Annotated in this window: 16 protein-coding genes and 1 pseudogene; 11 read left to right on the forward strand and 6 right to left on the reverse strand. The window is 72.6% G+C overall.

Translation table 11 applies throughout. The features are described from left to right. The first annotated feature begins 1 nt into the window (after position 1). On the forward strand, positions 2-736 hold the full coding sequence (bioD, locus tag AC07DO_RS07955) for a dethiobiotin synthase (protein WP_479057787.1): 735 nt from the start codon (positions 2-4) through the stop codon (positions 734-736). Between the two features lie 140 nt (positions 737-876). Continuing rightward, on the forward strand, positions 877-1,548 hold the full coding sequence (locus tag AC07DO_RS07960) for a class I SAM-dependent methyltransferase (RefSeq protein ID WP_479057788.1): 672 nt from the start codon (positions 877-879) through the stop codon (positions 1,546-1,548). Between the two features lie 21 nt (positions 1,549-1,569). Here the strand turns inward: AC07DO_RS07960 and AC07DO_RS07965 are convergent, their stop codons facing one another. Continuing rightward, entirely contained in the window at positions 1,570-1,941 is a 372-nt protein-coding gene (locus tag AC07DO_RS07965) for a fic family toxin-antitoxin system, toxin component (protein WP_479057789.1), read from the reverse strand. A gap of 4 nt (positions 1,942-1,945) precedes the next feature. Further along, the gene (locus tag AC07DO_RS07970) at positions 1,946-2,194 is read right to left on the reverse strand and encodes an antitoxin (protein WP_479057790.1); all 249 of its coding nucleotides are present in this window, start codon (positions 2,192-2,194) and stop codon (positions 1,946-1,948) included. A gap of 164 nt (positions 2,195-2,358) precedes the next feature. Between AC07DO_RS07970 and AC07DO_RS07975 the strand changes: the two genes are divergently transcribed. Beyond that, a complete protein-coding gene (locus AC07DO_RS07975; protein WP_479057791.1) occupies positions 2,359-3,192 on the forward strand; it encodes an ABC transporter ATP-binding protein in 834 nt (277 codons plus the stop codon). A gap of 12 nt (positions 3,193-3,204) precedes the next feature. Further along, positions 3,205-5,769: an ABC transporter permease gene (locus AC07DO_RS07980; RefSeq protein ID WP_479057792.1), complete on the forward strand. Its 2,565-nt coding sequence runs from the start codon at positions 3,205-3,207 to the stop codon at positions 5,767-5,769. Positions 5,770-5,793: 24 nt separating this feature from the next. Here AC07DO_RS07980 and AC07DO_RS07985 read toward each other — a convergent pair whose 3' ends face one another. Next, positions 5,794-6,261: a hypothetical protein gene (locus AC07DO_RS07985; protein ID WP_479057793.1), complete on the reverse strand. Its 468-nt coding sequence runs from the start codon at positions 6,259-6,261 to the stop codon at positions 5,794-5,796. 119 nt (positions 6,262-6,380) lie between these two features. Between AC07DO_RS07985 and AC07DO_RS07990 the strand changes: the two genes are divergently transcribed. The 4 genes from AC07DO_RS07990 (at position 6,381) to AC07DO_RS08005 (ending at position 9,974) form a co-directional block, all read left to right on the forward strand. Continuing rightward, positions 6,381-7,007 carry a TetR/AcrR family transcriptional regulator gene (locus tag AC07DO_RS07990; protein ID WP_479057794.1) on the forward strand — a complete coding sequence of 209 codons (627 nt, stop codon included), beginning with the start codon at positions 6,381-6,383 and terminating at the stop codon, positions 7,005-7,007. 4 nt (positions 7,008-7,011) lie between these two features. Beyond that, positions 7,012-7,452, forward strand: coding sequence for a GNAT family N-acetyltransferase (locus tag AC07DO_RS07995; protein WP_479057795.1), 441 nt, complete (start codon positions 7,012-7,014; stop codon positions 7,450-7,452). A 177-nt stretch (positions 7,453-7,629) separates the two neighbouring features. Continuing rightward, positions 7,630-8,964 carry a hemolysin family protein gene (locus AC07DO_RS08000; RefSeq protein WP_479057796.1) on the forward strand — a complete coding sequence of 445 codons (1,335 nt, stop codon included), beginning with the start codon at positions 7,630-7,632 and terminating at the stop codon, positions 8,962-8,964. Then, the gene (locus tag AC07DO_RS08005) at positions 8,961-9,974 is read left to right on the forward strand and encodes a hemolysin family protein (RefSeq protein WP_479057797.1); all 1,014 of its coding nucleotides are present in this window, start codon (positions 8,961-8,963) and stop codon (positions 9,972-9,974) included. Before AC07DO_RS08000 ends, AC07DO_RS08005 begins: the two co-directional genes overlap by 4 nt. Before the next feature lie 45 nt (positions 9,975-10,019). Here AC07DO_RS08005 and AC07DO_RS08010 read toward each other — a convergent pair whose 3' ends face one another. Further along, the gene (locus AC07DO_RS08010) at positions 10,020-10,274 is read right to left on the reverse strand and encodes a holin (RefSeq protein ID WP_479057798.1); all 255 of its coding nucleotides are present in this window, start codon (positions 10,272-10,274) and stop codon (positions 10,020-10,022) included. 105 nt (positions 10,275-10,379) lie between these two features. On the opposite strand from AC07DO_RS08010, the gene AC07DO_RS08015 reads away from it, so the two are divergent. Further along, positions 10,380-11,162, forward strand: coding sequence for an SGNH/GDSL hydrolase family protein (locus AC07DO_RS08015; protein ID WP_479057799.1), 783 nt, complete (start codon positions 10,380-10,382; stop codon positions 11,160-11,162). 48 nt (positions 11,163-11,210) lie between these two features. On the opposite strand, the gene AC07DO_RS08020 is transcribed toward AC07DO_RS08015, so the two are convergent. Both AC07DO_RS08020 and AC07DO_RS08025 read right to left on the reverse strand, forming a co-directional pair. Next, positions 11,211-11,990, reverse strand: a complete 780-nt coding sequence (locus tag AC07DO_RS08020; RefSeq protein WP_479057800.1) for a phosphotransferase — start codon at positions 11,988-11,990, stop codon at positions 11,211-11,213. An 80-nt stretch (positions 11,991-12,070) separates the two neighbouring features. Further along, a complete protein-coding gene (locus AC07DO_RS08025) occupies positions 12,071-12,982 on the reverse strand; it encodes a glutaminase (RefSeq protein ID WP_479058564.1) in 912 nt (303 codons plus the stop codon). A 669-nt stretch (positions 12,983-13,651) separates the two neighbouring features. Between AC07DO_RS08025 and AC07DO_RS08030 the strand changes: the two genes are divergently transcribed. Together AC07DO_RS08030 and AC07DO_RS08035 are read left to right on the forward strand one after the other, a co-directional pair. Continuing rightward, entirely contained in the window at positions 13,652-17,614 is a 3,963-nt protein-coding gene (locus AC07DO_RS08030; protein WP_479057801.1) for a non-ribosomal peptide synthetase, read from the forward strand. Next, a pseudogene (locus AC07DO_RS08035) lies at positions 17,614-22,230 on the forward strand (amino acid adenylation domain-containing protein); the annotation flags it as partial. The gene AC07DO_RS08030 and the pseudogene AC07DO_RS08035, both read left to right, overlap by 1 nt. Positions 22,231-22,616: the final 386 nt, after the last annotated feature.

Below are 22,616 nucleotides of genomic sequence, written 5' to 3' on the forward strand. Positions count from 1 at the left end.
CGTGACGGTGGTCGTGGTGTCCGGCACGGGCACGGAGATCGGCAAGACGGTGACGACGGCCGCGGTGGCCGCCGTGGCCCGCGCGGCGGGGCGCAGTGTCGCGGTGCTCAAACCGGCGCAGACCGGGGTCGCTCCCGGTGAGCCCGGCGACGCCCAGGAGGTGCTGCGTCTCGCGGGTGACGGCATCACCACGTGCGAACTCGCCCGCTATCCGGAGCCGTTGGCGCCCGATGTGGCCGCGCGGCGGTCCGGTCGTGCCCAGGTCCACCCGCGCGAGGTGGCCGACGCGGCAGCGAAGCTCGCGACCGAGCACGACCTGGTCCTGGTCGAGGGGGCGGGCGGTCTGCTCGTACGGCTCGACGACGAGGGCGGCACCCTCGCGGACGCCGCCCGGCTCCTCGGTGCGCCGGTGCTGGTCGTGGTGTCGGCGGGACTCGGCTCGCTCAACACGACGCAGCTGACGGCGGAGGCGCTGCGGGCGCGCGGCGTGCGCCAGCTGGGTCCGCTGGTCGGCAGCTGGCCGGCCGTCCCGGACCTGGCGTCCCGCTGCAACCTCGCGGACCTGCCGAAGGACGCGGGCACACCGCTGCTCGGCGCCATCCCGGAGGGGGCGGGGGCGCTCGACGGCGCCGACTTCCGCGCCGCCGCCGCGGGTTGGCTCGGCCCGGAGCTCGGCGGCACGTGGGACGGGCCGTCCTTCGCCGAACGGGAGGCCCCTGCGCCGCTCGCGCACTGATGCGGTGGGCGGGACGGCGGGCGGGTGACAGTCGGAACGCGGTCGGTGAGACGCGTCCGCTCCTCGGGGTCGCCCGCCCCCCGCCGGGGCACCATGGCGGTATCCACTCGATCCGCCGAGGTCTCCCTCGAGGAGGGCCCATGTCGCCGCGCTCCGCCAAGCCCGTGTCACGGGATGCCGTGCACCACCCCGTTTTCGCCCGCTTCTACGCCCGGCAGAGCGTGGCCGCCGAGCCCGTGATCGGCGTCCACCGCCGTGAGCTGCTCGCCGGTCTCTCCGGTCGGGTCATCGAGGTCGGTGCGGGCAACGGGCTCAACTTCGCGCACTACCCGGGCGCGGTCTCCGAAGTGGTGGCGATCGAACCGGAGCGGCTGCTGCGGCGGCTCGCGGTCGCCGCCGCGCTGCGTGCGGACGTGCCGGTGGATGTCGTGCCGGGCGCGGCCGAGGCGCTGCCCGTCAAGAGTGAGGCGTTCGACGCGGTCGTGGTCTCGCTGGTGCTGTGCAGTGTGCGGGACGTGCCGCGGGCGCTCGGCGAGCTCCGCAGGGTGCTGCGGCCCGGCGGTGAGCTGCGGTTCCTCGAGCACGGCAGCGCGCCGGGGAAGATGATGGCGACCACGCAGCGCGTCCTGGACCGTACGGTGTGGCCGCCTCTGTTCGGCGGCTGTCACGTCGCGCGGGACACCCTGGCGGCCCTGCGCGCGGCGGGGTTCGAACTCGGTGCGCACCGGCGGCTCCTGGTACCGGCGAGGGGGCCGCGGCTGCCCACGTCGTACTGCGTGCTCGGCACGGCGTACCGCCCCGACGCGCCCTGAAGGACCCGGCCGGAGGCGGACTCACAGACTCCACAGGCGCAGCTGGTCCGCGATGGCGTGCACGCTCGCGCCGCCCTCCTTCACCAGCCGGGCGAGATCACGCACCTGCTCGGGCGAGGTGACGACCTTCAGTCCGCTGGAGACGAGGTAGGCGTAGGCGACGGAGGAGGCGAAGAGGGCGTTGGAGCGTTCGAGTGCCGGGATGTGCAGGAGAACCTGGAGGAGCGCGGCGGCGCGGTCGTGCGGGGTTTCGTAGACGGGGACGCCGAATATCTCGGCCTCGTGTCTGCTCACGGCGGCGACGAGTGCCCCCCAGTCGGTGACCTGGGGGTCTCCGGGCGTCTTGTGTTCGGCGATCATCAGGAGCCAGGCAAGGTCGATTCTGAGGTTCAACGGCTCAGCGACGACCTTCACGCAGCGGGCGGCTGCCCTCGCGGTCCATGCCGAACTCCTCGGCGAAGACGGATTCGTACTGCTTCATGAAGTCGGAGGCGGCCTCGACGAAGGTGTGTCCGATTTCCCCGGCGTCCTGTTTGACCAGTTCTTCTATGTAGCGGTTCACGCTCATGCCCCGGGCCAGAGCGCGCTCCCGCGCGGCCCTGGCGGTGTCCTCGTCCACCCGTACGTTCAGCTGAGTCTTCGCCATACCGTCAAGCTAGCGCCAGGGTGCTAGCACGACAAGACCGCCAGGACCTTGTCCCTTACATGCGTCCCGGGGCCCGACCTCGGAGGGATACCGGACACCCGGTGAGCCCCACTACTCTCAGCGGAAATACGGGAGTTGGTACGGCCACAACCCAGGAGGCCGCCTTGTCCACACCTGCTTCGGCACCGTCCACGGACCGTTCGGAGCCCGCCGGGATCGCCGCGCGCGCCCGCGGCCTCACCAAGGCGTACGGCTCGGGCGAGACGACCGTGCTCGCCCTCGACTCGGTCGACGTGGACATCACGCGCGGACGCTTCACGGCCGTCATGGGTCCTTCCGGGTCGGGCAAGTCCACCCTGATGCACTGCCTGGCCGGGCTCGACAACGTGTCCGCGGGCCAGGTGTGGCTCGGCGACACCGAGATCACCGGCCTCAAGGAGCGGGAGCTGACCCGGCTGCGGCGCGACCGCATCGGCTTCATGTTCCAGTCCTTCAACCTCATCCCCACGCTCAACGCCCTGGAGAACATGACGCTCCCGATGGACATCGCGGGGCAGCGGCCCGACCGCGACTGGCTGGAGCACGTCATCGACACGCTGGGTTTGCGGGACCGGCTGAAGCACCGGCCCGCTCAGCTGTCCGGGGGTCAGCAGCAGCGGGTGGCCTGTGCGCGGGCGCTCGCCGCGAAGCCCGAGCTGATCTTCGCCGATGAGCCGACGGGCAACCTGGACTCGCGGGCCGGGCTCGAAGTCCTCGGCTTCCTGCGCGAAGCGGTGGACCAGCTCGGCCAGACCGTGGTGATGGTGACCCACGACCCGAGCGCGGCCGGCCACTCCGACCTGGTCCTCTTCCTGGGCGACGGGCGGATCGTCGACGAGATGGCGCGGCCGACGGCGGACGCGGTCCTGGAGCGTCTGAAGCGGTTCGACGTGTCGCACGCGGCGGCGCCGGGTGCGCCGGGTGCACCCGGGGACCGTCCGTCCGAGCAGCAGAGCTGAGCGGGGGCCTCGGTGCTGAAAGCCACGCTCAGAAGCTTCCTCGCGCACAAGGGCAGGCTGGCGCTCTCCGCGCTCGCCGTGATCCTGTCGGTCGCGTTCGTCGCGGGCAGCCTGATCTTCTCGGACACGGTCACCCGTACCTTCGACCGTCTTTTCGCCTCGACGTCGGCCGATGTGACGGTGGAGCCGAAGGAGGACCTCGACGAAGCGGTGCCGTCGGGCCGGACGCCGACGCTGCCCGCGAACCTCACGGAGCGGGTGGCCGGGGTCTCCGGGGTGGCGGAGGCACACGTCGACGTGTCCGTGGAGAACGTCACCATCGTGGACCGTGACAACGAGTCCGTGGGCTCCACGACGGGTGCTCCCACGGTCGCCACGGACTGGAACCCCACCGACCGCAGCCCCGTGGAGCTCACCTCGGGGCACGCCCCGCGCGGCGACGGCCAGGCGATGATCGACGCGGACACGGCCGACAAGAAGGACGTGGAGATCGGTGACACCCTCACCGTCCTCGCCCGCCCCGGCTCGTTCAAGGTCGAGGTCGTCGGCATCGCCACCTTCACCACCACGAATCCCGGGGCCGCGCTGGTCTTCTTGGACACCGCGAGCGCCCAGCGCGAGCTCCTCGGTTCGACGAAGGCGGCGACGAGCATCTCCGTGACCGCCGACGACGGGGTGAGCGACAGCGCGCTCAAGCGCCGCGTCGGCGCCGAACTGGGCTCCGGCTACGACCTGGAGACAGCCGACGAACGGGCCGAGTCCGCGGCGTCCGAGCTCGGGGGCTTCCTCGACGTCATCAAGTACGTGATGCTCGGCTTCGCGGGAGTCGCCGTCCTCGTCGGCATCTTCCTGATCGTGAACACCTTCTCGATGCTCATCGCGCAGCGCACCCGCGAACTGGGGCTGCTGCGGGCGCTCGGCGCCGACCGCAGGCAGGTGCGCCGTTCCGTGCTCGTCGAGGCGCTGCTGCTCGGCTTCGTCGGTGCCACGCTGGGGCTCGCCGCGGGCATAGGTCTCGCCCTCGGCCTGATCGAGCTCATGGGCGTGCTCGGGATGAACCTCAAGTCCACGGAGATGGTCGTCGGGTGGGCGACTCCCCTCGCCTCGTACGTCGTGGGGGTCGGCGTCACGTTCGTCGCGGCGTACCTCCCCGCGCGGCGGGCCGCGCACGTCTCGCCGATGGCCGCGCTCGCGGACGCCGAGATCGCCGGTGTGGGGCGGCCGTTGAAGGTGCGGGCGGTCGCCGGTGCGCTCGTCGGGGCGACCGGTGCCGCCGCGCTGGTGGGCTGCGCCACCGCGGAGAAGACGTCGACGGCGGCGTCGCTGCTGAGCCTGGGCATCGTCCTGACCCTGATCGCCACGGTCATCGCCGGACCTCTCCTGGTGCGGCCGGTGATCCGGGTCCTCGGCGGCGCCTTCCCCGCGGTCTTCGGCTCCGTCGGCCGCATGAGCCAGCGCAACGCGCTGCGCAATCCGCGCCGCACGGGCGCCACGGCTGCCGCGCTGATGGTGGGGCTCGCCCTGGTCGGCGGCCTCTCGGTGGCCAGTGCGTCGATGACGAAGTCGTTCGACCGGCAGATCGACCGGACGCTCGGCGCGGACTTCGTCGTGCAGAACAGCAACTTCATGCCGTTCTCTCCGGAGATCACCGGGAAGGTCGAGGAGACGGAGGGCGCGGGTCTCGTCGTACGCCAGCGCTTCACCCCCATCGAACTGGCCCTGCCCGACGGCAAGAACGTCGAGTCGACGGCCGCGGGCTACGATCCGCGGCTCGACGACGTCGCCAAGGTGACGTACGCGCAGGGCAGTTCACGGACGGCGCTCGCCGCCGGCCGGATCGGCATGGACGTGGACTTCGCGAAGAAGCACAAGGTGCGGGTCGGTGACCGCCTGCCCGCGACGTTCCCCGGCGGGCGCGGGACGAAGCTGACCGTGGGCGCGCTCACCGACCAGGACTCGCCCGAGGGCTTCGGCGTCGAGGGCGGGCTCTTCCTCGGGTTCGGCACGGTCGAGAAGTACGTGCCGGGCGGGCAGGACTCCGCGCTGTACGTCAACGCGGCGCCGGGCACGGACGCGGACACCCTGCGCGCGCACCTGGACAGGACCCTCGACCCGTATCCGCAGGTGCAGGTGCGCGACCAGGCCGACTACAAGGAGCTGATCCGCCGGCAGATCGCCGTGATGCTCTACCTCGTGTACGCCCTGCTCGGCCTCGCGATCGTCATAGCGATCCTCGGCGTGGTCAACACCCTCGCCCTGTCGGTCGTGGAACGCACCCGGGAGATCGGGCTGCTGCGCGCCATCGGTCTCGGCCGCCGTCAGCTGCGCCGGATGATCCGTCTGGAGTCGGTGGTGATCGCCGTGTTCGGCGCGCTGCTCGGTCTGGCGCTCGGGATGGTCTGGGGCGTCGCCGTGCAGCAGGTGCTCGCGTTGCAGGGCATGAAGGAGCTGGCGTTCCCCTGGACCACGATCGTCGCGGTGGTGATCGGCTCGGTGGTCGTCGGGCTCGCGGCGGCGCTGCTGCCCGCGCTGCGGGCGTCGCGCATGAACGTGCTGGCGGCCATCGCGCACGAGTGAGGGACCGGCCGCGCGGCCGGTCCCTCAGTGGCGGGGGTTCCGGCCCGGGACGCGCGGCCGGCTCCACAGGAGCGTGACCGCCAGGAGCGCTGCCGGGCTCGGCGCCATCCCGGCCCACCCCAGCGTCGGCGGCAGTCCCGTCTCGCCGTTGGTGTCCGTGGTGAACAGGCCGGTCAGTCCGACGGTGGCGGCGCACAGGAACAGCACGGTCGCGGCGGGGCGTGCCCAGCGCTTGCCCGCCCGCACGGCCCAGGCGGTCCCGAGCCACGCGACGACGCCGAGTGCTCCGATCACGGACAGCAGGACGAGATAGGTGGTGACGGCCGAGTCGACCCGCGCCTCGGTGTACGCGGGATAGCCGGAGCGGATGTGGTCGGCCAGTACGTGGCCGGTGGCACGGTCGACGTACGGGAGGGCCGTCGCGGCGACGGTGAGGCCGAGGCCCGTGTACAGCGCGCCCATGGTCCAGCGCTGGTGGCGTGTCGTCGTCATCGGAGGCTCACTCCTTGCGATTCGGGTCTGTGGTGGAACCCAAACCTACGCCGTAGGTTTGGGTTCCGTACGGTAATTTCTACGGCGTAGGTTTGCAAGGCGGGGAAAGGACCGGAGACGTGGCCAGACGAACCCAGGGCACCTCGGCGGGGCTCGACCGCGAGCGCATCGCCGCCGCCGCCGTCGCGCTGGTCGACCGCGACGGCCTGGAGCGCTTCGGCGTACGGCGGCTCGCGCAGGAGCTCGGGGTCGACCCGATGTCGATCTACCACCACATCAAGGGCAAGGCGGCGCTGCTGGACGCGATGTCCGAGGCGGTGCTCGGCGAGGTGGTGGTCGGCGCGGACGAGGACGCGTCCCGCGACTGGGAGGACATCGCCCGCCGGACGGCCCACCGCTACCGCGACATGGCCTACCGGCACCCCCGCGTGTTCCCGCTGCTGGTGACGCGGGCCCAGACCTCGCCGGTCGCCATCGCCGCCCTGGAGGAGCTGGTCACCGCGATGCGTGAGGCAGGCGTGCCGGACCAGGTGGCCGCGGACGCGCCGATGGTGCTGTTCGGCTTCCTCAACGGCCATCTGCTGGCGCGCACCACCGACGAGCCCGGCGCCGTGCCCGCGTTCGACGCCACCGCGCATCCGGGCATGGCCGCGCTCACTCCCCTGATGGACGGTTTCGGGTCCCTGGCGGAGTTCGACAGGATGCTCGACACCGTCCTCGCGGGGATCGAGGCCGTGATGGGATAGCCGCATGGATGATCTTCGGATACGGGCCGCGGCGCCCGAGGACCTGGACACGGTGCTCGCCTTCTGGAAGGTGGCCGCGGAAGGCACGAGCATCAGCGACGACCGCTCCGGTGTGGAGCGGCTCGTCGCCCGCGACCCGCAGGCGCTGATCCTCGCCGAGCGCGGCGGCGAGCTCGCGGGGACGGTCATCGCGGGCTTCGACGGCTGGCGGTGCCACCTCTACCGCCTCGCGGTGCACCCGGACCACCGTCGTCGTGGTGTGGGCTCGGCGCTGCTCGCCGCGGCGGAGGAGCGGTTCGTGCGACTCGGCGGGCGCCGCGGTGACGCGATGGTCCTTGACCACAACGAACTCGCGCACCACACCTGGCACGCGGCGGGCTACGCCCCCGAGCCGCAGTGGAGCCGATGGGTGAAGCCGCTGGGTGAAGCCCCTCCGGCGGGGTAGAGGGGTAGCCCCTGCAGATCCCGACAGAGGTTCGAGTGCCTTTGCTGATCCTTTACCATGGACGCACTACTCGTATCCAACTGAAAGGTGTGAGCGTCCGCCCATGGGCGAGCCTCCCAGTACCCGACATCGCGCATTCCTCCAGCCCCTGCCCGATCATGGGACGGAGGTGACCCGATGACCGAAGTGCTCCTGCTCCTCGTGGCGGTGCTGCTCTGCCTGGCGTGCGGTGTGTTCGTCGCCGCGGAGTTCTCCCTCACGACGGTCGAGCGCAGTGAGCTCGAGCGGGCCGTCGAGCGCGGCGAGCGCGGCGCCGCCGGTGCCCTCAAAGCCGTCAAGAACCTCACCTTCCAGCTCTCGGGCGCGCAGCTCGGCATCACCGTCACCAACCTGGTGGTCGGCATGCTCTCCGAGCCGTCCATCGCCGCCCTGATCGCGGGCCCGCTGCGCGACCTCGGCATACCGCGGTCCGCGGCGTCCTCCATCGCCCTGGTGATCGGAACGGCCCTGTCGACCGTCTTCCTGATGGTCATCGGTGAGCTGGTCCCCAAGAACTGGGCGATCTCCTCGCCGCTCGCCGTCGCCAAGCGGGTGGCCACGCCGCAGCGGCTGTTCAGCGCCGCGTTCCGGCCCTTCATCGCGCACCTCAACAACACCGCGAACCGTTCCGTACGCCGGTTCGGCATCGAGCCCGCCGAGGAGCTGGCCTCCGCGCGCGGCCCCAAGGAACTGGTCGCCCTGGCCCGCCACTCCGCCAAGGAGGGCGCGCTGGAGGCGGACACGGCCGAGCTGTTCGTGCGCACGCTGAACCTCGCCGACCTCACCGCGGAGAACGTGATGACGCCCCGCGTGCAGGTCATGGCCCTCGAGGTGCACGCCACCTGCGAGGACGTCGCGAACGCCACGCGCGCCACCGGCCTCTCCCGTTTCCCCGTGTACCGCGGAAACCTCGACACGGTCGTCGGCGTCGCGCACATCAAGGACGTGCTCGCCGTGCCCGCGGAACGCAGGCAGCGCGTCTCCGTCGCCGAGCTGATGCGTGAGCCGCTGCTCGTGCCGGAGACGCTCACCGTCGACCGGCTCCTGGACCGGCTCTCGGGCAAGCGCACGATGGCCGTGGTCATCGACGAGTACGGCGGTACGGCCGGGGTGGCGACCCTGGAGGACATCGTCGAGGAGGTCGTCGGCGAGGTGCGGGACGAGCACGACCCGCACGAGACGCCCGACATCGCCCACGAGGGCACCGACGACGACGGCAGGACGCTCTACTCCGCCGACGGCGCGGCCCGCACCGACCAGCTCGCGCGGGTCGGCCTGCGGGTGCCCGACGGGCCCTACGAGACGCTCGCCGGCCTCGTCGCCACGGAGCTCGGCCGCATCCCCGCCGTCGGTGACGGCGTCGAGGTGGGCGGCTGGCGGCTCGACGTCGTGGACGCGTCCGGGCGGCGCGCCGCCCGCGTCATGCTGCACGCCCCGCTCGACGCCGACGACCACGAGGAGGATGCCCGATGATCGCCGTCCAGTTGCTGATCGGTCTGGCGACGCTCGTCGTCAACGCCTTCTTCGTGGGCGCCGAATTCGCCCTCATCTCCGTGCGCCGCAGCCAGATCGAGCCGCACGCGGAGGAGGGCGACAAGCGCGCCAAGAGCGTGATGTGGGGCCTGCAGCACGTGTCCGCGCTGCTCGCGGCGGCGCAGCTGGGCATCACGCTGTGCACCCTGGTCCTCGGCATCGTCGCGGAACCCGCGATCGCACATCTGCTGGAGCCCGCGTTCGACGCGGTGGGTGTGCCGCACGGTCTGGTCCACCCGATCTCGTTCGTCATCGCGCTGACCCTGGCGACGTATCTGCACATGCTCCTGGGCGAGATGATCCCGAAGAACATCGCCCTCGCGGAGCCCGTGCGTTCCGCGCTGCTGCTCGGGCCGCCGCTGGTGGCGCTCGCGCGGGCGCTGCGGCCCGTGATCTTCGCGATCAACGCGTTCGCCAACGGTCTGCTGAAGCTGCTGCACGTCGAGGCCAAGGACGAGGTGTCGGCGAGCTTCTCCGACGACGACCTCGCGCGCATGGTCAAGGACTCCGGAGACGCGGGCCTGATCGACAACCGTGCGCAGGAACGGCTGCACGACGCGCTGGAACTGGGCCGCCGCCCGGTCCGGGACGTGGTGCTGCCCCTGGAGGCCGTCGTCTACGCGCGCGTGGGCGTCACTCCGGAACGGCTGGAGCAGCTCTCCGCCGAGTCCGGGTTCTCCCGCTTCCCCGTGGTCGACGACGGCCGCCGGATCGTGGGCTATCTGCATGTGAAGGACGCGCTGGACCGGGCGCCGCGCGATCTGCCGTTCCGGGTGCCGGACATGCGCAAGATCGCCCAGGTGCGCGAGACGACTCCGCTGGACGACGTCCTGACGGCCATGCGCGGCAGCCGCACGCACGTGGCGGCCGTTCTCGGCTCGGACGGGCGCCTGGCCGGCATGGTCACGATGGAGGACGTCCTGCAGAAGCTGTTCGGACAGCCTGTGTGAGGGTGAGGGTGCGCGGAGGTTCCGGGCCTCCCGGGCCCCGGGACCTCAGCCCGTCGGCTCCCCCGCGCGCACCCTCTTCGTCGGCTCCTCCGTGATGCCGGGTCCTGCCGCGCCGACCTCCGAAGCGCCGATCGCCGTCAGGACCGCGAGGACCGCGGCGAGACCCGCCGTCGCGAAGGCCGCGCCCCACGCCACGTCCAGGAGACTGGTCGCCCCCGCCACCAGCACGGCGGCCAGCGCCTGCGCGAAGGTGCGGATCGCGCGTTCCGCGGTGGCCTTCCAGAAGGCTGCGTTCCACATGGCGGGCTCGCTCTCTCGTGACGACGGCGTGCTTATGACATACCGCCGCTGGGCCACGCTGCCCAGATCCACTGGGCGGGGCGCCGGGTTACGATCGTCTCTGCCATGCAGATGAATGCTAATTACACCAGTCTCGTCGCGGTGGGCGACTCCTTCACCGAGGGCATGTCGGATCTGCTGCCCGACGGCACCTACCGCGGGTGGGCAGACCTCCTCGCCGCCAGGATGGCCGCACACACCCCCGGCTTCCGTTACGCGAACCTGGCCGTGCGCGGCAAGCTCATCGGGCAGATCGTCGACGAGCAGGTGGACCTGGCGGCCGCGATGCAGGCGGACGTGGTCACCCTGGTGGGCGGCCTCAACGACACGCTGCGCCCCAAGTGCGACATGAACCGTGTCCGCGGGCTCCTGGAAGAGGCCGTCGAGCGGCTCGCCCCCTCGTGCAAGCAGCTCGTCCTGATGCGCAGCCCGGGACGGAACGGCCCGGTGATGGAACGCTTCCGTCCGCGCATGGAGGAGCTCTACTCGTACGTCGACGACCTGGCGTCCCGGCACGGGGCGATCGTCGTCGACCTGTACGGCGCGGCCGTGCTCGGCGACCAGCGCATGTGGGACGTGGACCGCCTGCACCCCACGGCGGAGGGGCACCGCAGGATCGCCGAGGCCGTGTGGCAGGCCCTCGGCTACGACCCGGAGGACGACTGGCAGACGCCGCTGCCCGCCGCCGTGCCCCCGGGCTGGGCGTCCCGGCGCATCGCCGACGTCCGGTTCGCCAGGCAGTACCTCGGCCCGTGGATCGGCCGCCGCCTCACCGGCCGCTCGTCCGGCGACGGCCGCGCGCCGAAGCGCCCCGACCTGCTCCCGTTCGACGGCCCCCCGCTCCTCTGAGCGAGCCGGTCGCCCCGGGGCCGGCAGCGGAGACTTCCCCGAAGCCGCTCAGCAGGCCGGACGCCAGAAGGAGGCGGGCAGCGCGTCGACCTCGAGGGCGGCCCGGTGCAGTTCCGCGGCGACCGGCTCCAGTGCCGCGTAGACCGGATCGCCGTCGGCGGCCATGCGGCGTATGACGTCCGCGTTGGTCCGGGCCCGCGCGGCGACCACGGTTGCGAACGCCGACCGGTCGCCTTCGTATCCGTAGGCGTCGAGGAATCGGTGCAGGCGGCGGGACCGGTCCTCGAACGCGGTGAATCCGGTCCGCTCGGCGAAACCGCGCGCGTGCAGCGGAACCCATGTGAGCGCCATGAAGGCCAGGTCGAACTCCCGTGTCGAGGGCCCCGCGGTGTCCCAGTCGAAGAAGCCCACCAGCCTCCCGTCGCGCCATACCGCGTTCCAGGGAGCGGCGTCGTGGTGACCGATGACGAGGCCGGGCCGCCACCGCTGCCCGGCGAGCCAGTGCGCGTCCGACGGCGGAACGAAGGACTCCGTCGCGTCGTGCAGCCGCCGGGCCCACCTCCCCACGGCCTCCAGCGCGGTCGGCGTGTACACCCAGGCAGGCCAGGGAAGTTCCTCGCCCGCGGTCTCGCCGGCGAGATGGCTCAAGACCTCGCGCCCCTGCTCGTCCGTTCCAAGGACCCGGGGCACACCGTCCATCCCCACGGTCTCCAGATGGCGCAGCACCGCGTGGACCGCGGGCGTCCACGGCTGCACGGGGCGGTGGACCGCGTCACCGCGGCGTACCGCCCCCACCGTCCTGCCGCCGGGTAAACGCCGCTCGTCCACCACCCGGTTGTACCGCAGTCCGACCGCACGTGCCGCCGCATTTCCGGCAACCGCGCGTGGTGAGTGCTGAAAGCCGGTGCTCAGAACACCGACCAGCCCGTCACCGTGGTGAAGTGGTCGAGCGCGGCCACGCCGGCCACGGAGTTGCCGTACGAGTCCAGGCTCGGGCTCCACACGCACAGCGTGCAGCGGCCCGGGATCACCGCGACGATGCCGCCGCCGACGCCGCTCTTGCCCGGCAGGCCGACGCGGTAGGCGAAGCTGCCGGCCGCGTCGTACGTACCGCAGGTGAGCATGACCGCGTTGACCTGTTTCGCCTCGCGCGGGGGCAGCAGACGCGTGCCGTCGTTGCGCAGCCCGTGCCGGGCCAGGAAGGCCGCCGAGAGGGCGAGGTCGCGGCAGTTCATGCGGATCGCGCACTGCCGGAAGTAGTGCTCAAGGACCGTCGACACCGGGTTGTCGAGGTTGCCGTAGCTCGCCATGAAGTGGGCGAGGGCGGCGTTGCGGTCGCCGTGTTCGGCCTCCGATGCCGCGACGACCGGGTCGAAGGCGACGTCCGGGTTGCCGCTCTCCGCGCGCAGGAACTCCAGCATCGTCGTGCCCGCGTCCCCGGTGAGGCTCTGCAGCCGGTCCGTGACGACCAGCGCGCCGGCGTTGATGAACGGGTTCCGCGGGATGCCGTTCTCGTACTCGAGCTGGACGAGCGAGTTGAAGGGGTTGCCGGACGGTTCCGTGCCGACGCGGTCCCAGATCCGGTCGCCGCCCTCCGCGAGGACGAGCGCGAGGCTGAACGCCTTCGAGATGGACTGGACGGAGAACGGTTCCTGCCAGTCCCCCACGCCGTGCACCTCGCCGTTGACGTCGGCGACCGCGATCCCGAAACGCTCGGCGTCCACGTCCGCGAGCGCCGGGATGTAGCCGGCCACCTGGCCGCGGCCCACCAGCGGCCGGGCGAACGCGGCGACTTCTTCGAGAACGGCCTGGTAATCCACAACCTGAGCTTTCTTCATGTACGTCATTGGCGATAGGCACGACATGCGCGATACGACCGTTTCACACCGGAAGGTCGCTGGATACGGGCTATGTCGTCGGCCGCGGCCACAGGATATCTCCTGGCCGGGAAGCGCCCTCAACCCGCGCACGTACCACCGTGCGTTCATCGCGCGCGTACCACGGTGCGTTCATCGCGCCGGTGCGCAACCGCGTCGACACGGCCCGGCGACTCGGGCCACGAGCAGCCGCGGGCCGAGTTCCACCGCGTCCAGGGCGGCGAGTGCGTGGTTGCGTTCGGCCCAGCGGCCCGTGGAGAGGTCGCCGCTCAGGCGGGTCACCGCACGCTGTTCCAGCAGCAGCCCGTGCCCGAAGGGCAGTCCCCGGTGCCCGGGTTGCTGCCCGGACTGCCCAAACGGGCACCAACCGGGGCACAGGCGCCCGTTGACACAGTGAAGAAGCGGGGCGAATGATGGTGGCTGGCCGGACCCCCTGACCCTCTGACCAGGCCTGACGATGGCTCGCGATGCGCTGTGATCGCGCCCGCGCCATACCCCTCACCTCTCCCCTCACCTCTCCCCTCACCCCACCCCGTTCGCCCCGCAGCGGCCTCGCCACGCCCGGGCTCTCGTCGGCATCGATCGTTCACCTCACGGCAGAAGGACCGCTCCTTGACGGCGATACGCACTCCCCACCCCGTGTCCTCCTTCGGTCAGCAGCGCCTCTGGGCGCTGGAACAGGCCGAGGGCTGCAACGCCGCGTACAACGAGCAGTTGGCCTACCTCATCGAGGGAGACCTGGACCGCACGCTGCTCGCACGCGCTCTCGACAGCGTTGTCGCGCGGCACGAGACGCTGCGCACCCGGTTCGTCGCGGTGGAGGGCGAGGCGCGGCAGGACATCGCACCGCCCGGGGCCGGGTTCGCGCTGCGTTCGGAGGACCTGTCCGACCGGCCGGACAGTGCCGGGCTCCTCGTCGCCCGGCAGCGCGCGGAGTGCGAGACCCCCTTCGATCTCGGTGCCGGGCCGCTCGCCCGGGGGCAGCTCCTCACGCTCGCGCCGGACCGGCACACCCTGCTCCTGACGCTGCACCACTCCATCCTCGACGGCCTGTCGGTGGGCCTCCTGTTGACAGAGGTGAGCACCGTCTACGCCGCCCTGCTGCGCGGCGAGCCGGACCCGGTGCCGCCGCTGCCCGCGCAGTTCGCCGACCATGCCGCGCGCCAGCACGCGTGGGTCGAGGGCGAGGAGGCGGCAGCGCAGGCCGCGTACTGGCGGAAGCAGTTGGCGGACGCCCCCGCGCTGCTCGCCCTTCCGGCCGACCGGCCGCGCCCGCTGCACCAGGATCACTCGGGCGGCCGGGTCCCGGTCCGCGTCTCCCCCGCGCTCGCGGAGAAGCTGGAAAGCGCCGCACGCGCGCAGGACGGCACGTTGTTCACGGCCGTCCTCACGGGCTGGCACGTACTTCTGGGCCTGCTCTCCGGAGAGGCGGACACGGTCGTCGGCATCCCGGTCGCGGGCCGGCACCGGCCGGAGGACGAGCGACTGATCGGGTTCTTCGCCAACTCCCTCGCGGTGCGCGCCGATCTGTCCGGCGACCCGACGGGCACCGAGGCGCTCGGCCGCGTGCGCGCGGTGCTGCGCGAGGCGCTCGGCCACCAGGAGCTCCCCTTCGAGCGGGTGGTGAACGCGGTGAACCCGCGCCGCAGCCTCTCCCACAGCCCGCTGTTCCAGACGATGTTCTCCTGGGGCATCACCTTCCGCGGCTGGCTCCAGCTGCCCGGGACCCGCGTCGAGACCCTCGACATCCCGCACGCCCCCGCGAAGTTCGACCTCACGCTGCTGCTGCACCGGCAGGACGGCGGCGTCGTCGGGCACCTCGACTACGCCCGCGCGCTGTTCGACCACGACACGGTCGAGCGGTTCGTCCGCTATTTCGTACGCGTGCTGGAGCAGTTGGCCCTGCATCCCGAGCGCGAGATCACCGCGTACGCGCTGCTCGACGCCGACGAGCGTGCCGAGCTGCTCGCGGAGGGGCGGGGGCGGGTCACTTCGGGGCCTGTCGCCGGGCCCGTCGAGCGCTTCGCCGAGCAGGTGCGTCTGCGGCCGGACGAGCCGGCGGTGGTCTGCGACGGTACGCGGCTGAGCTACGCCGAACTGGACCGGCGGGCCAACCGTCTCGCGCACGCCCTGCTCGCCCGGGGCGTGCGTCCCGGGCAGGTCGTCGGCCTGCACTGCGGACGTACGGCGGAGTTCGTCGTCGGCATGTGGGGCGTCCTGAAGGCGGGCGCCGCCTACCTGCCGCTGGACCCCGGACAGCCCCACGGGCGGCTGCGGGCCATCGTCGAGGAGGCAGCGCCCGCCCTCGTGCTCGGCGATGCGGCGGATCCGCCGGGCCCCTGGCCGGCGTTGACGGAGGTGGAGGCCGAGGGCGGCCGCGACGACGCGCCCTCGCACCTGCCCGCGCCGTCGCAGCTCGCGTACGTCATCTACACGTCGGGGTCGACGGGCCGTCCCAAGGGCGTGGCCGCGACCCACGGCAACATCGCCAACCTGCTGGAGAACTGGCTCGCCGCCTACGGCGCCCTGCCCGGTGAGCCGTCCTCGGCGTGGGCAAGCATCGGCTTCGACGCGTCCGTGCACGAACTGTTCCTGCCGCCGACCACGGGTGGGGTGCTGCATCTCGTGCCCGAGGAACGCCGGGGCGACCCCGAAGCGCTCCTCGACTGGATGCGGGAGCACCGGATCGCGCACGCGTGGCTGCCCGCCTCGTACATCACCTGGATCGACGAGGACCCGGGCGCGCGCCTCGAAGGACTCGCGCTGCGTCAACTGGCCACGGGCGCCGAGCCGTTGCCGGAGCGGGCGCTGTGGCGGCTGCGCGAGGCACTCCCCGGCCTCCGCGTCTGCTACGTCTACGGGCCGACCGAGACCACCGTCTACAGCATCACCCACAACGACCCGCGGGACCTGGACCGGCGCTCCCCCATCGGGCGGCCGGTCGACAACACCCGGATCTACCTCCTCGACCGGCGCCGCGAGCCGGTGCCCCCGGGGGTCGTCGGTGAGGTGTACATCGGCGGGGCCGGCGTCACCCGGGGCTACCTCAACCGGCCCGATCTGACCGAGGCACGCTTCCTCGCCGACCCGTTCGTTCCCGGCGAGCGGGTCTACCGCACGGGCGACCTGGCACGCCGACTGCCGGACGGCGCCTACGCGTTCGTGGGGCGCGCCGACGACCAGGTCAAGCTGCGCGGGTTCCGCATCGAGCCCGGTGAGGTCGCGGCGGCGCTGCGGGAGCTGCCCGGCGTCCAGGAGGCGGCCGTGCTCGCCGACCGGGACGAGGCCGGGGAGCTGTGTCTGGTCGCGGGCATCGGCCGGGGCGACGCTCCGGAGTCCACGCCCGCGCAGTGGCGCACCGCGCTCGCCGAACGCCTGCCCGACTACATGATTCCTTCGCTCTTCGCCGAGTTCCCGCGGCTGCCGCTGAACCGCAGTGGAAAGCTCGACCGCGAGGAGGTCCTCGAACGTGCCCGCGCGTCGCGGTCCGACCAGGTCAACACCCTCGCGCCGCGCGACCGGCTCGAAATGGCGCTGTACCGCATCTGGCGCCGGGTGCTGCTGCACCGCGACATCGGCATCACCGACGACTTCTTCGCGGTGGGCGGCACCTCGCTGTCCGCGATCAAGGTGGCGCACCTGATCCGGGAGGAGTTCGGCCGGACGTTGCCGACGCGCGACGTCCTGCAGTACCCGACCATCGAGCGGCTCGCGGCGCGGCTGCGCGGGCAGACGCCGGTGACGCCCGACAACGGGCTCGTCGAGATCAGGGCGGGCGAAGCCGGGCGGCGGGTGGTCTGCGTCCACCCGGCGGGCGGCACCGCCTTCTGCTATCTCCCGCTGGCCGGCGCTCTCCCCGACGGCATCCACGTACAGGGGGTCCAGGCCCGCGGCATCGACCCCGGTGAGGAGCCGCTGCGGTCGGTGGAGGAGATGGCGGAGCACTACCTGACGCTGCTGCGGCCCGGGCCCGGCGAGCCCCTGGTGATCCTCGGCCTCTCCTTCGGCGGCCTCGTCGCACACGAGATGGGGCGGCGTCTCGCGGACGCCGGACACCGCGAGGTGTCCGTGGTGCTGCTCGACACGCACGGGACGGACGACCCTGCGGAGCGGGAGCGGTTCGCACCGGTGGACGCCGCCGAGTTCCGCGACAAACTGGTCCGCTTCAACGGTATGTACCCCGGGATCGACGACGCGCAGATCGACCGGTACTTCCGCATCTACAACCTCAACCGCGAGGCCGCCCGCGACTACGTGCCGGGGCCCTCGAAGGCTCCGCTGCTCCTCGTACAGGCGGCGGAGGCAGAGGTGGCCGAGGGCGGCGACCCCGAGGCTGCGGGCGAGGCGCTGCGGACGTTCTGGCGCGACCGTGCCGGTGCGGGACTCACCGTGGAGGTGGTCGACGGCGGCCACTGGGACGTCCTGGAGGGTGAGCGGATCCCGCTGATCGCAGGCCTGGTAGCGGAGCGGCTCGCCCGGCCCGCGCCGCCCGGCCACACCTCGGCGGCCCCTGCCCCTACTCCTACGGGCGCACCCGCCGCTCCGACTGCTCCGACTGCTCCGACCGAGGACTGATGCGCACCTCATCCCGTTCCGCCGGCCTGGCCCGCGCGGTGCACGAACAGAGCCTGCGGACCCCGACGGACCCTGCCGTCGTCGACGGCGACCGCACCCTGAGCCACGCCACGGTGGACGCGTCGGCCGCCACCGTCGCGGCCTGCCTGCGGGCCCGCGGGATCGGCCCCGGCGACGCCGTCGCGGTGGGACTCGCCCGTTCGTGGCAGCTCGTCTGCGTCATGCTGGGCGCGCTGCGGCTCGGTGCCCGGGTCGTCCCCGCCGACCGGCTGAGCCCCGCCGACCGCGTCGGACACATCCTCGACGACTCCGGTGCCCGGCTCCTGGTGCACGACGGCACGTTCCGGCACGGTCTGCCGGACGGGGTCACCGCCGTCCTCGCGGGCGCTCTGCTCGACGCGCCCGTGCACACTGCGGACGGTCCGCCGCCCGTCGACCCCGCGTCGGCCTCCTTCACCTTCTACACGTCGGGCACCACGGGGCGCCCCAAGGGTGTGGAGGTGCGCGACGCGGGCATCCTGCGCCTGGCCGACCCGGCGTTCCTCCCGGACTCGCGGGGCGCCCGCTTCGCCTGCCTGTCGAACCCGGCCTTCGACGCGCTGAGCTTCGAGGTGTGGGTGCCGCTGCTCACGGGCGGCTGCTGCGTCGTGCTCGCCGACGAGGACGTGCAGTCCCCGGAGCGTCTTGCCGCGGTGCTGCGACGGGAACGCGTCCACACCGCCTTCGTCACCACGGCCCTGTTCAACGCCGTGGTGGCCACCGAGCCCGGCTGCTTCGCCGGTCTGACGGAGCTGCTGGTCGGCGGCGAGCAGCTCAACGCGCCGCTCGTCCGGCGCTGGTACCGCCACAACGCCGCCCCCGGCAGCCGCACCCGGCTGCACAACGTCTACGGCCCCACCGAGTGCACGACGTTCGCGCTGCACCACCCGGTCCCCCGGGACTTCGACGGTTCCGTCGTGCCCCTGGGACGGGCGCTGCCCGAGACCGGCGTGGCGCTGGTCGCGCCGGGCACGACCCGGCAGGCCGCGCCCGGCGAGGACGCCGAGCTGCTCCTGTCCGGAGCCGGTGTGGCAGCCGGGTACCGCAACCTGCCCGAGGAGACCGGCCGCCGATTCGTGACGCTGCCCGGCGACGACGCCACGCCCACCGCGTACTACCGCACCGGCGACCTGGTGCGGTGCTCGGCCGACGGCGACCTGACGTACGTCGGCCGTGCCGACCGGCAGGTCAAGGTGCGCGGGTTCCGCATCGAGCCCGGGGAGGTGGAGCGGCACATCGCCGAGCACCCTTCCGTGCGACAGGTCTATGTGTGCGCACACCGGGACGGGCAGGGCGGCCCGGCGGAACTGCTCGCCTACCTCGTCGCCGAACCCGCCCTGACGTGGGCCGAGTTCGAGGACCACCTGGCCGCGGGACTGCCCGGTTACATGCGCCCGCACCACCTCCACCGCGTCCCCGCGCTGCCGCTCACCGCCAACGGAAAGATCGACGAGGCGGCGCTCCGCGCGAGCGGCGGCGCACCGTGGCGCCCCGAGGCCGCGAGCCGCCCGGCGTCCGCCGTCCCGGAGCCCGTGGACGAGCCGCTGCGCGTCGTCCTCGGCCTCGCGGGCGAGATCCTGGGCGTGTCGGAGCCGCGTCCCGAGGACCGGTGGATCGCGTGCGGCGGCGATTCGCTGAAGGCCCTGCGGCTGCGGTACGAGATCCGGCGCCGTCTGCACTGCGAGGTCTCCGCGCACCGCGTGCTGCACGGAGACCTCGCCGACATCGCGGACGCCGTGCGCGAAGCCCTGCACGACAGCGCGCCCACCCTTCCGCGAGCGGCCGCGGCCGGAGCCATGGCCGGGCCCGCGACCGGCGAACAGGAGCGCCTCTGGTTCCTGCAGCAGAAGTCCCCGGACTCCCGGGCCTACGACGTCCGGCTGGCCTTCGCCATAGCTGGGCCGGTGCGCCAGGACGCCCTGCGTACGGCTCTCGCCGCCTTGGTCGCACGCCATCCGGCGCTGCGGACGGGATTCGCGGCGACGGCCGAGGGGCTGTGGCAGCGGGTGGGCGAGCCGTACGACCCGTGGACAGCCGGGTCCGAGGACGGGATCCCGGAGCACGGAGACGGGGCGCACGATCCTCAGGACGCCTTCTTCTCCGTACCGTTCGACCTCGCGGTGCCCCGCATGCTGCGCTCCTGCTGGCTGCCGTCGGGCGACGGCGGCACGCTGCTGCTGCACCTGCACCACATCGCCGTGGACGGCTGGTCGGTGAACGTGCTGCTGCGCGACCTGTCCACCGGGTACGCGGCCGCCGTCGAGGGCGATCCGGTGCGGACCGGGTCCGCCGGGACGCCGACGCCGCTCGACTTCGCCGACTGGCAGCGCGGTTGGCACACGAGCGGGGCGTACGCGGCGCAGCGCGCGGAGCTGTCTGCTCTGTACGCCGACGACTCCACGGGTTTCGGAGCGGCGGCTCAGCCGCTTCCGCTGCCCCGGCCCGGGCGCGGCCCCGAGGGACGGCTGCTCCGCGACCCGCTCGACGCGACCGTCCGGGCTTCTCTGGACCGGCTCTGCGGCGAACTCGGGGTGACGCGCTTCGAGTTGCTGGCCGGCGTCTACGCCTGGGCGCTGTACGGCGTGACCGGCCTGACCGGGCTGCGCGTCGCCGCGCCGGTCGCCCACCGGCCCGTGCGGGAGTTCACGGACAGCGTCGGCATGTTCGCCAACACCGTGCTGCTCCCGCTGTCCGTGGACCCACGGGCGGCCGTGCGGGACGAGGTGGCGCGGACTGCTGCTTCTGTGCGGAAGTTGATGGCGCATCAGGACGTGGCGCTCACCGATGTTCTGTCCGTCCGCTCTCACACCGCCGCGGGCGACTCGCCGTTCGACTTCCTCCTCGTACTGGAGAACACCGACTACGACTCCCTCACGCTGCCCGGCTGTGCCGCGCGCCCGCTGTGGCCGGTGCCCGCTCAGGCCAAGTGCCCGGTGACCCTGACGGTCGTCGAGCGGCCCGAGGGCCTGGAGTGCCTCTGGGAGTACGCCGACGACCGCCTCGACGCCGATCAGGCCACCGCCCTGGCCCGCCTCTTCCGCGAGGGACTCGCCGCGCTGTCCGGAAGTCCGGGCACCACACCGGCGGAGCTGGTCGCGTCCTACCGCGACGCGCTGCCCGAGCCCGGCAGGGGCGCGCCCGCCGAACTGCCGTGGACCACCATCGCCGAGGGCTTCGCACGTCAGGCGGCCCGGACCCCGGCCGCACCGGCCCTGCGCACCGCGACGGGCACCGTGGACTACGCGACGCTCGACCGGTACGCCGCCGCGCTCACCAAGGAACTGGCCACCACGCTGCGGCTGCCGGACGCGGAAGAACAGGGCCACGTCGCGCTGTTCCTCGAACCGTCCGTCGAGCACGTGGTGGCACTCCTCGCCCTGGCCCGGCTGAACCTGACGGCCGTGCCGCTCGACCCGTCCTACCCGCCCGCGCTCCTGCGGCAGGTGCTGGAACAGACCGACCCGCTGTGCGTGCTCCTCCCGCCGGGTGACGGTGCGGCCTTCGACGGGCTGGAGGCCGGGGACGTACCGCGCATGCACGTCGTGCTGTCCGACGCGGACGCACCGGACGCCGCGGCCGACGGCGACGGACCTCCGCTCCCCACGCACCGGGCCAGACGCCCGCTGTACACCCTCTTCACCTCCGGCTCGACGGGCCGGCCCAAGGGCGTGCGGGTCTTCGACCGTACGCTGAGCAATCTGCTGCACTGGCAGGCCGGCCCCGGTGAGCTGGGCGCGCCCGCGCTGACCCAGCAGTTCTCCATGCTCTCCTTCGACGTCTCCTTCCAGGAGATCTTCGGCACCCTGTGCACCGGGGGCTGTCTGCGGATCGTCGACCCCGCCCTGCGGCGGGACGTCCCCGCCCTGCTCGACCTGTTGGAGTCGGAGGGCGTCGAACGGCTCTTCCTGCCGTACGTGGCACTGCAGTTGCTCGCCGAGCACGCCGTGCACCTGGGCCGCTACCCGTCCCGCCTGCGTGACGTGGTGACCGCGGGCGAGCAGTTGGTCTGCACCGACGCCGTCCGCGGGTGGTTCGCCGGCATGCCCGGCTCACGACTGTTCAACCACTACGGGCCGACCGAGACGCACGTCGTCAGCGCCCTCTGCCTGGACGGCGATCCGGCCGACTGGCCGGACCGTCCCGCGATCGGGCACGCGGTGTCCGGCGCGGTCCTGCGCGTCGTCGACGACGCGGATCTTCCGGTGCCGCCGGGCTGCGTCGGCGAACTGCTCATCGGCGGTGTGACGGACGAACCCTGCTATCTGGGTGAGACCGCGCTGAACGAGGAGCGGTTCGTCCGGCTGTCCGGCGACGGGCTCTTCTACCGCAGCGGCGACCGCGCGCAGTTTGGACACGGCGGGCTGCTGCACTGCCTCGGGCGCGCGGACGACCAGATCAAACTCAGCGGTCACCGGCTGGAGCCGGGGCAGGTCGAGGCGGCGCTGCTGCGGCACGACTCCGTCGTCGGGGCCGTCGTCGCCATCGACGGGACCTCGCTCGTCGCCTGCCTGGAGTGCCGCGGCACCGCGCCGACGCCCGCGGAGTTGCGGGAGCATCTCGCCGGGCTGCTTCCCGGGCACATCCGCGTCGAGCGCTTCCGTCTCCTGGAGCGGCTGCCGCGCACGCCGAGCGGCAAACTCGACCGGGAGGCCGCGCTCGGCGCGCCGGGCCGTGGCCTGGCGGGCGCCACCGGCCGGGACCACCGGGAACCGTCCGCACGGGAGGCGCACCTGGCCACTGTCTTCGAGGAGGTCACCGGGCTGCCCATCGCACCCGACCAGACCTTTTTCGCCGCGGGCGCGTCCAGTCTCGGCCTGATGCGCTTCCACCTGCGCTGCACCGCGGGGCTCGGGCCCGCTTCACCGTCGCCGATCTCTTCGAGCACGTCACGCCCAGGGAGCTGGCGGGGTTCCTCGACCGTGCGAAGCCGGAGACGGACCCGGCTTCGGAGGCGGCATCAGTG

The sequence above is a fragment of the Streptomyces sp. NPDC045678 genome (genome assembly GCF_056432085.1).